Origin of the sequence: Cognaticolwellia aestuarii, assembly GCF_002000025.1 — a bacterium.
Classification (GTDB): Bacteria; Pseudomonadota; Gammaproteobacteria; order Enterobacterales; family Alteromonadaceae; genus Cognaticolwellia; species Cognaticolwellia aestuarii.
Genome location: NZ_MUZV01000005.1, coordinates 1 through 15,625 on the forward strand (window position 1 = coordinate 1; position 15,625 = coordinate 15,625).

The 15,625-nt window shown below is 39.3% G+C and carries 15 protein-coding genes; 6 read left to right on the top strand and 9 right to left on the bottom strand.

The window, feature by feature from the left end; all coding sequences use genetic code 11:
- Positions 1 to 356: 356 nt before the first annotated feature.
- Positions 357 to 1,667 (bottom strand): phosphopyruvate hydratase, encoded by a 1,311-nt coding sequence (eno, locus tag B0169_RS08675; protein WP_077285588.1) that lies wholly within the window; start codon positions 1,665 to 1,667, stop codon positions 357 to 359.
- Between the two features lie 155 nt (positions 1,668 to 1,822).
- A complete protein-coding gene (locus B0169_RS08680; protein ID WP_077285589.1) occupies positions 1,823 to 3,460 on the bottom strand; it encodes a CTP synthase in 1,638 nt (545 codons plus the stop codon).
- 248 nt (positions 3,461 to 3,708) lie between these two features.
- On the opposite strand from B0169_RS08680, the gene B0169_RS08685 reads away from it, so the two are divergent.
- Positions 3,709 to 4,287, top strand: a complete 579-nt coding sequence (locus tag B0169_RS08685) for a DUF4202 domain-containing protein (protein ID WP_235838528.1) — start codon at positions 3,709 to 3,711, stop codon at positions 4,285 to 4,287.
- A gap of 30 nt (positions 4,288 to 4,317) precedes the next feature.
- Here the strand turns inward: B0169_RS08685 and B0169_RS08690 are convergent, their stop codons facing one another.
- The 4 genes from B0169_RS08690 to B0169_RS08705 form a co-directional block, all read right to left on the bottom strand.
- Positions 4,318 to 4,704, bottom strand: coding sequence for a YbaN family protein (locus B0169_RS08690; RefSeq protein WP_077285591.1), 387 nt, complete (start codon positions 4,702 to 4,704; stop codon positions 4,318 to 4,320).
- A 121-nt stretch (positions 4,705 to 4,825) separates the two neighbouring features.
- On the bottom strand, positions 4,826 to 5,650 hold the full coding sequence (locus tag B0169_RS08695) for a hypothetical protein (protein WP_077285592.1): 825 nt from the start codon (positions 5,648 to 5,650) through the stop codon (positions 4,826 to 4,828).
- Between the two features lie 66 nt (positions 5,651 to 5,716).
- Positions 5,717 to 6,721, bottom strand: a complete 1,005-nt coding sequence (locus B0169_RS08700; protein WP_077285593.1) for an ABC transporter permease — start codon at positions 6,719 to 6,721, stop codon at positions 5,717 to 5,719.
- Between the two features lie 4 nt (positions 6,722 to 6,725).
- Positions 6,726 to 7,607 (bottom strand): ABC transporter ATP-binding protein, encoded by an 882-nt coding sequence (locus tag B0169_RS08705; RefSeq protein WP_077285594.1) that lies wholly within the window; start codon positions 7,605 to 7,607, stop codon positions 6,726 to 6,728.
- Positions 7,608 to 7,762: 155 nt separating this feature from the next.
- Between B0169_RS08705 and B0169_RS08710 the strand changes: the two genes are divergently transcribed.
- Together B0169_RS08710 and B0169_RS08715 are read left to right on the top strand one after the other, a co-directional pair.
- Positions 7,763 to 7,957 carry a hypothetical protein gene (locus B0169_RS08710; RefSeq protein ID WP_077285595.1) on the top strand — a complete coding sequence of 65 codons (195 nt, stop codon included), beginning with the start codon at positions 7,763 to 7,765 and terminating at the stop codon, positions 7,955 to 7,957.
- A gap of 1 nt (position 7,958) precedes the next feature.
- On the top strand, positions 7,959 to 8,180 hold the full coding sequence (locus B0169_RS08715) for a hypothetical protein (protein WP_077285596.1): 222 nt from the start codon (positions 7,959 to 7,961) through the stop codon (positions 8,178 to 8,180).
- A 4-nt stretch (positions 8,181 to 8,184) separates the two neighbouring features.
- Here B0169_RS08715 and B0169_RS08720 read toward each other — a convergent pair whose 3' ends face one another.
- Complete coding sequence (locus tag B0169_RS08720) at positions 8,185 to 10,410, bottom strand: tRNA(Met) cytidine acetyltransferase TmcA (RefSeq protein WP_077285597.1); 2,226 nt, start codon at positions 10,408 to 10,410, stop codon at positions 8,185 to 8,187.
- Between the two features lie 380 nt (positions 10,411 to 10,790).
- Between B0169_RS08720 and B0169_RS08725 the strand changes: the two genes are divergently transcribed.
- The 3 genes from B0169_RS08725 (at position 10,791) to B0169_RS08735 (ending at position 12,632) form a co-directional block, all read left to right on the top strand.
- Complete coding sequence (locus B0169_RS08725) at positions 10,791 to 10,970, top strand: PA3496 family putative envelope integrity protein (protein ID WP_077285598.1); 180 nt, start codon at positions 10,791 to 10,793, stop codon at positions 10,968 to 10,970.
- A gap of 299 nt (positions 10,971 to 11,269) precedes the next feature.
- Positions 11,270 to 11,923 carry a pyridoxamine 5'-phosphate oxidase gene (pdxH, locus tag B0169_RS08730; protein WP_077285599.1) on the top strand — a complete coding sequence of 218 codons (654 nt, stop codon included), beginning with the start codon at positions 11,270 to 11,272 and terminating at the stop codon, positions 11,921 to 11,923.
- Positions 11,924 to 12,158: 235 nt separating this feature from the next.
- Positions 12,159 to 12,632 carry a hypothetical protein gene (locus B0169_RS08735; RefSeq protein WP_077285600.1) on the top strand — a complete coding sequence of 158 codons (474 nt, stop codon included), beginning with the start codon at positions 12,159 to 12,161 and terminating at the stop codon, positions 12,630 to 12,632.
- A 67-nt stretch (positions 12,633 to 12,699) separates the two neighbouring features.
- Here B0169_RS08735 and B0169_RS08740 read toward each other — a convergent pair whose 3' ends face one another.
- Both B0169_RS08740 and oadA read right to left on the bottom strand, forming a co-directional pair.
- Positions 12,700 to 13,830, bottom strand: a complete 1,131-nt coding sequence (locus B0169_RS08740) for a sodium ion-translocating decarboxylase subunit beta (RefSeq protein WP_077285601.1) — start codon at positions 13,828 to 13,830, stop codon at positions 12,700 to 12,702.
- An 8-nt stretch (positions 13,831 to 13,838) separates the two neighbouring features.
- The gene (gene oadA, locus B0169_RS08745) at positions 13,839 to 15,623 is read right to left on the bottom strand and encodes a sodium-extruding oxaloacetate decarboxylase subunit alpha (RefSeq protein WP_077285602.1); all 1,785 of its coding nucleotides are present in this window, start codon (positions 15,621 to 15,623) and stop codon (positions 13,839 to 13,841) included.
- Between the last annotated feature and the right edge of the window lie 2 nt (positions 15,624 to 15,625).

A 15,625-nucleotide genomic window follows, 5' to 3' on the forward strand; every position in this document is an offset into this window, starting at 1 on the left:
TTCTTGGGTATACCGTTTGCCTTTGCTCATAAAACACCTCTTTTTAGAAGTTACAATGTAACTCATTAGGTGTCTAGCAAACTATGGGAAGTCCAAGTTTTATAACATCAGTAATCTCATGGCTGCTAAAAAATGACCGTTCACAAGATATCAACAAGGTTAGCACTAACAACTGCTGTTCAGACAAGCATTGGCATTATGGGGTTTAAATAGCTTTTAAAGCATTTTATGAAAGCTTTATTAGTCTACGAAATTAAAGGGGATACATTTATAGCGTGCATAAAAAATCCAATATCAGTTAACTGATATTGGATTTTTAATAATTTAACGCTCGCTAATACTGTTAAAGCTTGTGATTATTGGCCTTTAACTTCCGATAAGCCATTAAAGATAGCTTTGTCACCTAAAAATTCTTCAATACGTAATAATTGATTGTATTTAGAAACACGGTCGCTACGACATAGTGAGCCAGTTTTAATTTGACCTGCCGCAGTACCAACGGCTAAATCAGCAATAGTTGAATCTTCAGTTTCGCCACTGCGGTGAGAAATAACAGCGGTAAAGCCTGCGTCTTTCGCCATTTTAATTGCTGCTAAGGTTTCTGTTAATGAACCAATTTGATTGAACTTAATTAAGATTGAGTTACCAATACCTTGCTCAATACCACGCGCTAAAATTTTAGTATTAGTCACGAATAAGTCATCGCCAACAATTTGCACTTTATCGCCAAGTAAATCGGTTTGGTATTTGAAACCATCCCAATCTGACTCATCTAAGCCATCTTCAATTGATACAATTGGGTATTGCTGACAAAGACTCGCTAAGAAGTCTGAAAACTCATTTGCCGTAAACTGCTTACCTTCGCCAGTAAGGTCATAAATGCCTTTACCGTCATTAGCATCTGCGTTGTAGAATTCAGATGCAGCACAATCAAGGGCTAAAGTAACATCTTTACCTAATTCGTAACCTGCTGCGGCCGTTGCTTCTTTGATCACCGCTAATGCTTCTGCATTTGATGATAAGTTTGGCGCAAAGCCACCTTCATCACCTACCGCTGTGCTCATGCCTTTTGAAGATAATACTTTTTTCAAGGCATGGAAAATCTCTGCGCCCATACGCAACGCTTCTTTAAAGCTTTTTGCGCCAACAGGTTGTACCATAAATTCTTGAATATCAACGTTGTTATCAGCATGCTCACCACCATTGATGATATTCATCATTGGTAATGGTAAAGAGTACTGGCCCGGCGTGCCGTTTAGGTCTGCAATATGTTCGAAAAGTTGTACTTTCTTCTCCATTGCTGCGGCTTTAGCATTAGCTAAAGATACCGCTAAAATAGCGTTAGCACCGAATTTTTCTTTATTTTCAGTACCATCCAAATCAATCATGATTTGATCAATGTTTGCTTGTTCTAAAGCATTTTTACCTTTTAACGCATTAGCAATGTCATTGTTTATAGCTGCAACCGCTTTTAATACACCTTTACCTAAATAACGTGCTTTATCACCATCACGCAGCTCTAGTGCTTCGCGAGAGCCTGTTGAAGCACCAGAAGGAGCAGCTGCTCGCCCCCAAGCACCTGACGCTAAGTATACGTCAGCTTCAACCGTTGGGTTACCACGAGAATCCATGATTTCACGAGCGATAATTTTACTGATATTCGACATTATGTTCCCTATTCCTTACTAACTGCGCATGGCAGGTTATAAATGATAAATTAAATAATTAAATTTCTATGAATTTTACAATGTTTAGCTATGAAAATTGCTTATCTTTTAAAAACAAAACCGCAGCAATAAGCTACGGTTTTGATTAGTTCGAATTAACTTGATTGCTGCTTTTGATGTTCAAAAGCGGCAGCAATAAAGCCAGTGAAAAGCGGGTGGCCATCACGCGGAGTTGAATTAAACTCAGGATGAAACTGCCCGGCAACAAACCATGGATGATCTGGATTTTCAATCACCTCAACTAAGCTTTTATCCGTAGATAATCCCGAGAACACTAAACCTGCTTTGCTTAATTGTTCGCGGTAGTTATTGTTTACCTCAAAACGATGACGGTGTCTTTCATAAATTGTTTCACTACCATATACGTCATAAGCCTTGGTACCTTTCACTATATGGCACAATTGTGAACCTAGACGCATAGTGCCACCTAAGTCAGACTCAGCATTACGGTATTCAACTTTACCTTCTTCATCTAGCCATTCATTGATCAGGCCAACCACTGGATGTGGTGTTTCTGGGTTAAATTCGGTGCTGTGTGCATCAGCTAAACCAGCAACATTACGCGCATACTCAATTAATGCCACTTGCATGCCTAGGCAGATACCTAAATAAGGTATCTTATTTTCACGGGCATATTGTGCGGTTAAAATTTTACCTTCAACACCACGTTCACCAAAACCACCGGGTACTAAAATAGCATCAAGCTCTTTAAACACTTCAACGCCTTTTGATTCAACATCTTGTGAATCAATATACTGAATTCTAACTTTAACTTGATTAGTAATACCGGCATGCTTTAACGCTTCATTTACTGATTTATATGCATCAGGCAATTCTGTGTATTTACCCACCATACCAATCACAACTTCACCTGAAGGGTTAGCTTCTTTATAAAGTACTTGCTCCCAATCAGTTAAGTCAGCTTCAGGCACATCTAAGCCAAAACGCTTTACGACTAATTCGTCCGTACCTTGTGCTTTAAGTAGTGCAGGTACTTTATAAATAGAGTCAACATCACGCATTGAAACAACAGCTTTTGCTTCAACATTAGTAAATAATGAAATTTTAGCGCGTTCATTAGCTGGAATAGCTCGCTCACTACGACAAACCAAAATATCAGGAAAAATACCAATAGAGCGCAATTCTTTAACAGAATGTTGTGTTGGTTTAGTTTTGATTTCGCCTGCAGCAGCAATATAAGGTACTAAGGTTAAGTGCATAAACATTGCACGTTCACGGCCTAACTCTACGCCTAATTGACGAATAGCTTCTAAGAACGGTTGTGATTCAATATCACCTACTGTACCGCCAATTTCAACCATAGCGATATCGTAACCTTCAGCACCTTCAATCACACGACGCTTAATGTCATTTGTAATATGAGGAATAACCTGAATGGTCGCACCTAAGAATTCTCCTTTTCGCTCACGCGCTAGGATATCTTGGTAGATACGGCCGGTTGTAAAGTTATTACGTTTGGTCATTTTGGTACGAATAAAACGTTCATAATGACCTAAATCTAGATCTGTCTCTGCACCATCTTCAGTAACAAAAACTTCACCATGCTGAATTGGGCTCATTGTCCCAGGATCAACATTAATGTATGGGTCAAGCTTTAACATGGTAACTTTCAAACCACGTGCTTCGAGAATTGCCGCTAGCGATGCTGCAGCAATACCTTTACCAAGAGACGATACAACGCCGCCAGTAACAAAAATATATCTAGTTGTCATGCGATACCCAGAGTCAGGAAAAACAGAAATTTTGCACTAAATTGATTTTATTTTTGGTAAACAAATGAATTTAGTAGGACGGGAAAGTATTATACTTAAAAGCCATGTTAACGACAATATGATCCGAGCATCTAGTTGCACAAATTTTCATTAAAACCCTGAATTTTTACTGTAAAGTATTATTGTAACTAATGAAAAACGGGGTAAACTGGCTTTTTACTTTTCTTACTAAATAAAAATCAATCACTATGACGCAATTGCAAAATGTTTTAAACGCCATCGACACCATCAATGAAGCAGATCTCAACACCACACTGGTTGACGGAGTTAATCAACCCAAAGAGCTAGTGTACGGTCGCTACATGACAGCCTGTCTTGAAAAATATTGGCCACAAGCTGATGAGCATTTACAAATTGCCGTGCGAGCACAACATGTTAAACGTTGGCAGTTAAAACGAGTTGATTTTCCTGCGGGTAAACAAGGTTATTTAACCTGGCGCAAAGAGTTAGGTATTTTTCATGCCGCAACAGCCAAAGCAATCATGCTCGAACACGGCTATAGTGAAGACTCAGCTGAGACCACAGCCGCCATTATTCGTAAAGAAAAACTTAAGTCAAATGATAACAGCCAAACACTAGAAGACGTTGCTTGCTTAGTTTTTTTACAATATTACTTTGACGAGTTCGCCGCAAAGCACAAAGAAGATAAGATTATTCGTATTGTGCAATTAACCTGGCGAAAAATGTCAACACAAGGTCAAGAAATTGCTTTAACGCTAACTTTGCCACCTCATCTAGCGAGACTAGTAGCTAAAGCGTTAGCTTAAAACATTAATTAAGCACGGTGTTTGCGTTTATTATTCGGGTGTTTTGGTTTTCGACATATCTTGATTGCCATTACTCAATGGTAAACGCCAAACAAAAATCGCAGGCCAAGCCACTAAAGCAACGACCAATAGCTTTAACCATAGTGCAGGTAAAATATAACATGACCACAATACAGCTATAAACATTGAACTTAAGGCAATAATTTTAGCCCTTTTGGGAATACTGCGAGACTGCTCCCAATGATAAATAAGCGGGCCAAACATTTTATTCGCTAACAGCATTTTATGCATGCGCGGTGATGACTTAGCAAAACATGCAGCGGCAACTAATAAAAAAGGTGTGGTAGGCAGCAATGGTAAAAACGCGCCAATAAAGGCGAGTAAAACAAAGAAAATTCCAGATATTTTTAATAACATAAAAAACCTTACGCTGTGTTAGCGTTATTTACTTACATTGTCGAGAAGCCATTCATCAAGAGCTTCGCAATCGAGAGTTGATAAGTTAAGGTGGTTACTTCGCTATAACTTTGACACTTGGTTAATAATTTCGCTGTAACGGCCAATCACCGTAAGGAAAGTCGACTGTTGACAGTAACTCTTTCAACTCCCCTGTTAAACGCATACCTTCAATTACTGCACTGACTTTTTTATTAAGTTTTCGGCCTTTGTCAGTATTAGGAAATAATATTTTAACGGCGAACTTCTGATAAAACTCTCGCTTCACTGATGTCAGTAAGGCGTTATTTTTCTGTAACAAAGGATCTGTCGAAGAGTCTGCAAAAATATAGCCATCTGTCATTTTGTGTTGAACCTTCTTTAAGCTGCAAGTAATGCAATTTGAACCTAATGATACCTTTTTTAAAAAGGGTAAATGTGCTGAATCTGTCTCTATTTTATAATCATCAATATTATTGAGATCAATATTTGCATCGACATGGCTATACAGCACAAAGTTAACCTGAAAAATCGTCGCATCTGAGTAAATAAAGTTATGCAAATGTTGCTGAGACTTTACATTAGACTTTATTTCTTCGCCTGCTTTGGGCTGTTTTTGCGATGAAAAGTCGACACTCGGCTTAATAAAAGGTAAGTGAAAATCCACCTTACTAGTGCTGACATAATAAATTGAACGTGAAAAAGGCACGACCTGAACATCAATATCTTGATCGAGTTTTTTTGCCAGTGCTTTAACAAAGTCAATCAGCACACCTTTATGATGATTCTCAGCATGAACCGGCATTTTGGGAATACTAACCCGCAGTGGCTCAGTTTTAGCATTCACATAGCCATTAACATCGGCACTAAAAAGCACAAGTAAGCTCAAGCCAAAGATAACATTGAGTAAGTCTTTATTTTTATTCAAAAGAATAGCCTGCCCCCGTTGATAACGACCAAAACATACAGTTGTACTAGCCCATTTGGACGCAGGTTAACGCTCAGTATTCCAACTAAACAAATAAGCACCTAAGGTAAGAAACACCGCACTCATCACCAGCAATACGCTTACGTGGTAACTGATATCAGTCAATGTTGCCCCTTCGGTAATAATTTTACGAGCGCCTGCTACTAAGTGAGTTAATGGTAAAAAGTCAGCAAAGACTTTTACCATATCAGGTGCGCCTTCTAGACTAAACCAGACCCCCGATAAAAGCATCATAGGCCATGAGCTTAAATTTAATAAGCCGCCGATAAGCTCTTCACTTTTACTACGACTTGCCACTAAAAGCCCTAACGTAATCAAACTAAAGGCACCTAATACAGCGATAATTAGCAGATCAAAATAACTACCTAACATATAAAAATCAAAAAACAGATTACAACCGGTATAAACGACTGAAGATAAAAAAATCACAATAAATAAACGCGAAACTAATTGCGCAGAAACAAATTCTAATGCCGATAATGGCGTTGCCTTCAATCGTTTCAACACTGCATTTTTACGATAACGAACAATGACATAACCAACACCAAACAAGCAGCTAAACATCATATTCATCCCCAAAATGCCAGGTAAAACCCAATCAACATAGCGGATTTTTCTACCCTGAGTTTCGATACGCTGATAATTATTATGACTATTAAGAAAAATTTTCTCGACCAAATAACTGTTAGGTGCACCTTGATTAACCCAATATTTCTGAGCATTAAAATCAACTAGTAAATCAATACTATGCTGTTCTAATTTTACTTCTCCTAGCGCTGATTCTTGATAATCAATAAAACTCAAATACTTAGTGTCTAAAAAATCAGATTGGCTTTGTGCTAGATTTAACACCCCAACCTTGTATACCGCCCGACCATCACCAGAAAAAACAAACGACAAGCCCACCAGCATTAAAATAGGAAACACTAAGTTCCAACCTAATGATGAGCGATCACGAAAAAACTCAATGTTACGCGCTTTAACTACGGCAAAAAAACGTGAAAAGTTCATCTGATTAGTCCCTTAATGAATGGCCGGTGAGCTTTAAAAATAAATCATCTAAATTGGGTGATTTAACATGTAAACCTGTTAACGAAATTTTCTCTGAAAGTAACAATGTTATTGTCGCTTCCACATCGGTTGTGGTTATTTCAACTTGCTGCTCATGCACTTGCCAGTTGTTTTGCTGACATAACTCATCTGGCACTTGCTCTGCTGGTAAATAAATGAATACTTCATCAAAATGTTGGTTAAGCAATTGTCTTGGCGTGCCTCTAGCAATTATTTGCCCATGATCCATAATCAACACATCGTCACACAATTGTTGTGCTTCATCCATATAATGCGTCGTTAACACAACCGTTTTATCACGCGCTTTTATATTTTTAATGAGTTGCCAAAAATTGCGTCTGGCTTGAGGATCTAAGCCCGTTGTCGGCTCATCAAGAAAAACAATATCGGGATCATTAATCAGCGCAAGCGCTAACAATAGGCGTTGACGTTGTCCGCCTGAAAGTAAACGATTGTCACGATCTAAAAACTCACTCAAGTCACATAATTCAATAAGTTCATGGTGTGGTACGGTATGCTGATAAAACGAAGTAAATAGGTTTAACGTTTCTTTCACGGTAAGAAAATCTTGTAAAGCGGTATGTTGAAATTGAATACCTATTTGCTGCGACATCGACTCATCAATAGGCTTATTGTAATAAAACACCTCCCCCTTAGTCGCTTTGATAATACCTTCCATTATTTCTATAGTGGTCGTTTTACCCGCACCATTAGGCCCTAACAAACCGAAACAATGCCCTTTTTGAATAGCAAAATTGATGTTATCAACAGCGATAATGTCTTTATAGCTCTTAGTTAAGTTTTCAACACGAATGACTTCTTGCATGGCACACCTCTACGAAACCTGAGCAGTATTCTAACGGTAGATGAGTAATATTAATATCAGAATTCAGATATTTCACAAATGATAATAATTATCATTTGTATTTATTGGTATTTTCAACTATTGTCTTAATGAGATAGCATTTATGAGGAATGATAATGGGATTTAGACAAGTAAATGAGGGATGTAATGGCAGAGCCCAAGTTGAAATATCTGCAGATTTATTAGCGCACTTAATTACTTCAGGTGCATTAACAGGGAATGACTGTCGATGCCTAGATAATAATGCCCGTATTACACTATGGCAATCTCTGTTGAACTTAAGTGCAAGTGTAGCAACAAAGGAGATGTAGCATGGCAACTGAACCAACAATGATTGAAATTGACTGCTTAGAGGCTTGGCTAGAGAGCTTTATTACCAACTTTAATCAATCAAGCAACAAGCAACTACTGGCAAAAATATGCGTTGGCATCAATGCTATTATTCAACATGACGATTTCGAGCAAATAGCTGACAGCCATTGCAGCTATTATAAGATGAAAAACTATTGGTTATGGCGCTATAACTCGGCGTAAAAAGCTATCTTTGATACTTTCCAACATAGGCAATTAAGTGCTGGTTTAGCGCTTTTTTACCGCTAAAGTTATATTGTTGGCAAACTTGCTCAACACTATGCTTTTGCAAAATGCGTGCAATTAACGGTAATACCTTCACATCAAATAGCTCAGTGCAATGCCTTATGAGCCATTGGTGTAGGCCATATACACAACTGCTAAATTGTCGCTGTTGTGCAACAAAGTCGTTAACACTTTCTTGCAGCTCATGACTTAACGCTAATTCTTTTAAGCCAGTATTAGCGTTCAGTACTTGCCAAACAAACTTTGCCGATAAATGCTGAAATTCATCAGTTAACCAATAGTCAAATTGCTGATAAAACCGTGCGCTTATTATTGCTTGCTTTGCTTTCGCATCAAACATGAGTGCCTTTGTCACAACACAAGAGTGCTCACCACTGGCTTTATCTTTACTAAAGCCTACACGTGCAACATTAAACCCTGCTTTTTGCCAAAATTTAAGCAAACTCGCATTGCCGGCAAAACTAGCCCCCATAAAGTCTATACCTTGCTTACTGATACTTTGTTCAATTGCCTGCAAAAAATATTGACCTAAGCCTTGGCCTTGAAACTGAGGGTGTATAGCGATGCGCATGACACGTTGATATCGATAACTAAAGCTCTCTTTAATGCCACAATGCGTCAGCAAAGACTGAGGTAAAAATTGATCACGTAAACGACGTTGGTTTTCCCTGACAAGTTTAACCAAACGGTTACCTACTCCCCCTTCTTGCATAAGCATAACTACACCCAAAATATCGTTTTCACGCCTCAGAATAAATAATGATATTGCAGGATTATCAAGTAATAGCTTTACATCACTTGGAGAGGTTTGATAGTGAGCTGTTACTAACACGGAAAACACTTGCTGTAAAAGTTCTTCATGCTGCAACAATTGTATTTTGCTTACCGGTTCAATGGCTAGGTTTTCTTGAAAATTCAAAAAAGGCTGTTTATGGCGCTCTGTGAGGCCGTTGACAGTCGTTGAATTACTGTCATAACTAGGTAACTTAGCATTAAGTAAACAACTATTGAAAACGAACCGCTCGAGTGGATCATCATCAGCCCAACGGATGGCTTGATGAATATGCATACTGCGCCAATTGGGCATTAAGCGTTGTAAAACCAAACGAAATTTAATGCTAAAGCCACGCCCAGCACCTTCGTAACCATGAATAGTACTGGCGAAAATTAATCGATGATAATGCTCAAGTAATTGCTGTAAAAGATAAACAGGTAATGCTGCCGCCTCATCAACCATCATGATATTAGCAGCAGGTCGCTCTTTTAAAATGGCATCGATAGGATAAAAAACAATACGGCCATTTCGATGTTCAATGCTTGTACTTTGGATTTTCGCGTCAGGTAAATGAGCAGCAACTTGATTAAAAAACACCTTTAATGCTTGTTTGCTTGCTGCTGTAATAATAATGCAAATAGGCTGGTTAGCATTTTTTAACATCTGACAAGCGGCTAGCGCTAGTGCTGAAGATTTACCCCGACCACGGTCAGCGGTTAACACTAAAGGTCTATCTCTATGGCCATGCAGCACTTTTAACATAGCGTCGACTGCGCATACTTGCTCTTGGGTAACACAACCGTAGGACAAAGCCGTGGTAGCTTCATCAGCGCTTAATTCCTTGCTTTTTGGCATAGCCAGAACAGTCGGTAATGTCGGCAGCGACAATGTGTTTTGGCTTATCAAATAACCATGGTCATTTGTTAACAGTCTTAAAAAGCGCTGAAGAAAAGAGTTTACTGACTGGTTTTCATTAAGCCTGGTAATTTGTGTTGGCGTTAGTAGCAACAACAGCAGACCGCCGGCAACTATAGTGCCAGAAAGCGCAGCAAAGGCATCAACATCAAAGTCACATTGCGTATCGCTATTCTCACCATTAAGGTTAGGTCTGGCATTGAAAACGACAAGGTTTTGTTCTGTACCTAATTGTTGGCGATAGTTTTTGCGACTTACCGGCGTTAACTGCTCATGTCCATTAACAGCATCACCATAAATTAGACCTTGGCGTTGTTGGTTTTCGAATGAATGAGTCAATAGTATCGATAAACTTGCATCAATATGTTGTTTTGTCCAATGCTCATCTCCTACTAAAACAACTAAACTGCGCCAACGTTTACGCTGTGTATATTGCGCTAGTTGCTCAAGCCATTGGACAAACATTTCTTTCAACATTAATTATTAACCTTAAAAAGTATTTTGGCTGCCACCAAGTATGGGCAGTGTATCAAAGCACTAATCAAAGCTAAATATCTACACTGAGGTAAAATCAGCATATAAAATCAACATCTAGCGCTTTTAACATCATATTTTTGTTGAAATGAAAAAATAATTAGTTGAAAATCCGCCGTTAGTTGCCTATGTTCAATTCATTAGTCTTCAGTATATGCCCTAAAATTATAGGTTAGTTATTTTTAAGATTTCATGCATTAAAAAAACCATGCAATATTGGCACTGAAATACCGTTTGAATTGACACTTGGCTAGCATTATAGCTTTATTAACCACTATTTATTGTAATTGCAACACCGATTGTAAAAGCCGTAGGTATAAAAAATGAACGACGATTTAACAGATGACTTGCCGCCACCGGCAGACCAAGAAAGTTATGACAAAGACTTGCCTAAAGGAGAAAAGGCAACACATAACAGTGAAGTTAGAAAACGCATTGATGACTTATTAGAAAGGAAACGCCTTAAAGAATTATTAGACGACTCCGATGACTGGGATATTTAATCAATCCACTGCCAAGCTTAAGGTTTTCTAACGAGGCACTCATCTAAAACGGCAATCGAAAAAGTCAGCGCAGTGACATTATTTATCACAATAATATCACTGCGCTGACTTTTTTATTATAAAAACGCAATGCGTACTACCTACACTATTCAAATTATTAAGCGCTTCTACTGACGCCAATTAACTTGCTAGTACTCTGCACCAGCAAGCCCTCAAGAAAATATTTCGAGTAAATATTTGTTTCCGAGATAAAACTGATATCATTGCAGTAACACTTACGCTGCTTAATTATCGACGTTATGACTTTATTTGAAAAACTACGCTGCTTATTTACTTTTGGTCAAGGCGTTGCCTTACCATTGCCGCCGATTGATGAAAATGCCGATCCGCTTACGCTGTTTAAACTTTGGTTTGATGAAGCCAACAAATCAGGTATTTTATTACCTGAAGCAATGTCGGTTAGTAGCGTTGGCCATGATGGCCAACCTAGTTGCCGCATGGTGCTGTTGAAAGAGTTTGATCAAGATGGTTTTATCTTTTATACCAACTACGCAAGCCGAAAAAGCCGCGAGCTAAGTAACAATGATAAAGTTGCTTTGTTATTTCATTGGAATGTTCTACAACGCCAAATTCGTATTGAAGGTTTTGTCGAGCAAGTCAGCGCTGAACAATCAGCGAAATACTTCCATAGTAGAGATAGAGGCAGCCAAATTGGCGCTTGGGCATCAAAGCAAAGCAATAAAGTGCAAACGGCAACTGAGCTGGCTGATAACGTTGAATACTACACTAAAAAGTTTGCCGGCCAAGAAGTGCCTTTACCTGAGTTTTGGGGAGGGTGGCGAGTAAAGCCAAACTATATTGAGTTTTGGCAAGGACGAGCAAGTCGATTACATGATCGCGTGTGCTTTGAAAGGTCAACTTCCGGTTGGGATAACTTTAAACTACAACCATAACTATCATTGCTTTTAAACGGCTAATATTGATGCTCTTTGTAATTTATGGGCAAAATATTGCCGTTTTTTATTGCCTTTAGCACGGCCTATTCACCCTTCAGCAACTTAAAAAGGTTAGCCCCTTAATAAAGCCATTGCACTGCGCATAAAATACCTTAACCCATTGAATATTAACCTAGCTCACAGGTGGCTCGCTTTGTGCTTCGTTCAAATGTATATCAACTGGGAGGCAACAATGGAAATTAACTCACTCTACTCCCCATACTCTTCGATAAATACGATAAAGTATAACAATGGGCAAAAAATAGAGCATAGCACACCATCAACCACAACAAGCGACACAGTTAGTATTTCAATAGAAGCGAGAGAGCGTGCTGCTAATATATCCCCCACTCACACCACTTCATCTTCAGAAACAATGAATACGTTAAAATATGGTGACCTTAATACTTATGAAAATATGAGTTTTATGGAAAAAGTTAATCAGTCAATACAAGACAGACGTGCAGGTATTGATCGAGAAGAAATTGAAGAGATAAATCAAAAGATGGAAGATATTATTAACGATAAAACTATTCCAGCAGATCAAAAGGCCGAGATGCTTGAACAATTAAACAAAGAAAAACAAAAATTATTTGAAAGAGCAGCTGAAATAACTGCTGATCATGCTAAAAATGAAGGCCTACAGCCCGATAAAGAAAAGAGTTAACGCTTTGTTGGCATCAATGCCTCGATGCTTTATGTCGAGGTATTGATGCCAAAATGCAAAGTTATATTTAACCAACTAGCGCTAATAAAATACCGGCAGCTACTGCTGAGCCTAGCACACCAGCAACATTTGGCCCCATAGCATGCATCAATAAGAAGTTATGAGGGTTCGCCTCTAAACCTACCTTATTGGCCACACGTGCCGCCATAGGTACAGCAGAAACACCTGCGGCTCCAATAAGCGGGTTAATTTTCTCTTTTGATAGACGGTTCATTAATTTCGCCATCAATACGCCAGAAGCAGTGCCAATAGAGAAAGCAACAGCACCCAAAGCTAAAATACCTAACGTTTCCACATTCAAAAACTTATCAGCACTCAACTTAGAGCCAACCCCTAAACCTAAGAAAATCGTCACTATGTTGATGAGTTCGTTTTGCGCTGTAGCACTTAAACGATCGACAACACCACACTCACGCATCAAATTACCTAAACAGAACATGCCAACTAATGGCGTTGCTGCCGGTAAGAAAAAGATCGTCATTAGCAATACAGCCAGCGGAAAGATAATCTTTTCAACGCGAGTCACTGGACGCAGTTGAGCCATTTCGATTTTTCGCTCATCTTCAGTGGTTAACGCACGCATAATAGGTGGCTGAATAATCGGTACTAATGCCATATAAGAATAAGCCGCTACCGCTATCGCACCTAGTAATTCAGGCGCTAACTTCGACGCTAAAAATATTGCTGTTGGACCGTCAGCACCACCAATGATCGCGATTGCAGAAGCATCTTTAAGCGAAAACTCAAAGCCAGGAATAGCATTTAAGGCAATGGCACCAAATAAGGTCGCAAAAATACCAAACTGAGCAGCAGCACCTAGCAATAAGGTTTTAGGATTAGCAATCAAGGCACCAAAATCAGTCATAGCCCCAACGCCCATAAAGATCAGCAGTGGAAATATTCCCGTATCGATACCTGCATAATAAATATAATGCAGTAAACCGCCGACTTCAGAAAAACCAGCAACCGGAATGTTTGTTAAAATGGCACCAAAGCCCATAGGAACCAACAATAACGGCTCAAAGTTACGGGCAATAGCGAGGTATAACAAACCACAACCAACCAACATCATAATAACTTGGCCTAGTTCAAAGTTTGCTAAGCCTGTCGACATCCACAATAATTTTAATGATTCCATGGGGTGTCCTATACCAAGCTCAACAATGTATCACCAACGGCAACAGAATCACCTTCTCGGGTGTGAATGACAGAAATTTCTCCTGCTTTAGTCGCGCGGATCTCCGTTTCCATCTTCATTGCTTCCATAATGATAACCACTTCACCTTCAGCAACCTCATCACCTTCATTAACCAATACTTTAAAAATATTACCTGCTAAAGGTGCTTTTAACGGTTCACCACCTGTTGAGCTTGCAGCTGGCGCTGCAGCACTACTGGTAGCAGCTTGAATATTTTCAATCGAACCACCTGGGGCCACAACAACATCAAAAACTTTGCCATCAACACTTACAGCGTAACTTTCTGGCCCAGCGTTGACATTACTTGCAACTGGCGCAGCGGCAGCCGCACTATCAGCTGAAGCTTTAGTTGGTGCAGGCTCAAAAGCATCAGGGTTATTACGGTTTTCTAAAAACTTCAAACCAATTTGCGGGAATAAGGCATAAGTTAAGACATCATCAATAGTGTCATCAGCTAAACTGATATTTTTATCTGCAGCAATTTGCTGTAACTCAACCGACAACTTATCCATTTCAGGGTCAAGTAAGTCTGCAGGACGACAGGTGATTGCTTCTTTACCCTCTAGCACACGTGCTTGTAGGTCTGCATTTACCTTATCAGCTGTTTTGCCGTATTCGCCTTTTAAAACCCCAGCGGTTTCTTTGGTAATTGATTTATAACGCTCACCAGTAAGTACATTTAAGACCGCTTGCGTTCCAACAATTTGAGACGTTGGTGTAACTAATGGAATATACCCCAAATCTTTACGTACTTTAGGTATTTCAGTTAACACTTCATCAAGTTTATCTGCAGCGCCTTGCTCTTTTAACTGTCCTTCCATGTTAGTCAACATGCCACCAGGCACTTGTGCTAACAAGATACGCGCATCAATACCACGTAAACTGCCCTCAAATTGCGCATATTTTTCACGCACATCACGGAAGTAAGTCGCAACTTCGGCTAACTTAACCATGTCTAAACCGGTATCACGTTGTGTACCTTCCACGATAGAAACGATGGTTTCAGTTGGTGAATGACCGTAAGTCATACTCATTGAAGAAATAGCGGTATCAATAACATCAATATCTGCATCAATAGCTTTCATATGAGTAGCCACACTTAAACCTGTTGTCGCGTGACAGTGCAATGCAATAGGTAAGGCAACCGTTTCTTTTAAACGACCTATCAGTTCAGCTGCATCGTATGGCTTCAACAAACCGGCCATATCTTTAATACATAAAGAGTGTGCGCCCATATCTTCAAGTTGCTTCGCCATAGTAAGCCAACCTTCAAGCGTATGAACTGGGCTTTCGGTATAGCTCAATGTACCTTGTGCATGAGCACCAACTTTTACTGCGGCCTTAATCGATGTTTCCAAGTTACGAACATCATTCATGGCATCAAAAATTCTAAAAACATCAATACCATTAATGTGGGCACGTTCAACAAATTTTTCCACTACATCATCAGCATAATGGCGGTAGCCTAAGATATTTTGACCACGAAATAGCATTTGTTGCTTAGTTTTAGGCATCGCTTTTTTTAGTGCTCGAATACGCTCCCAAGGATCTTCACCTAAATAGCGAATGCAAGAGTCAAATGTTGCACCGCCCCATGACTCAATGGACCAATAACCAATATCATCCATTTTAGCAGCAATGGGAAGCATATCTTCCAAACGCAAACGAGTGGCGAGTAATGATTGATGGCCGTCACGTAGAACGACTTCAGTTATTCCTAAAGGCTTGGTCATGG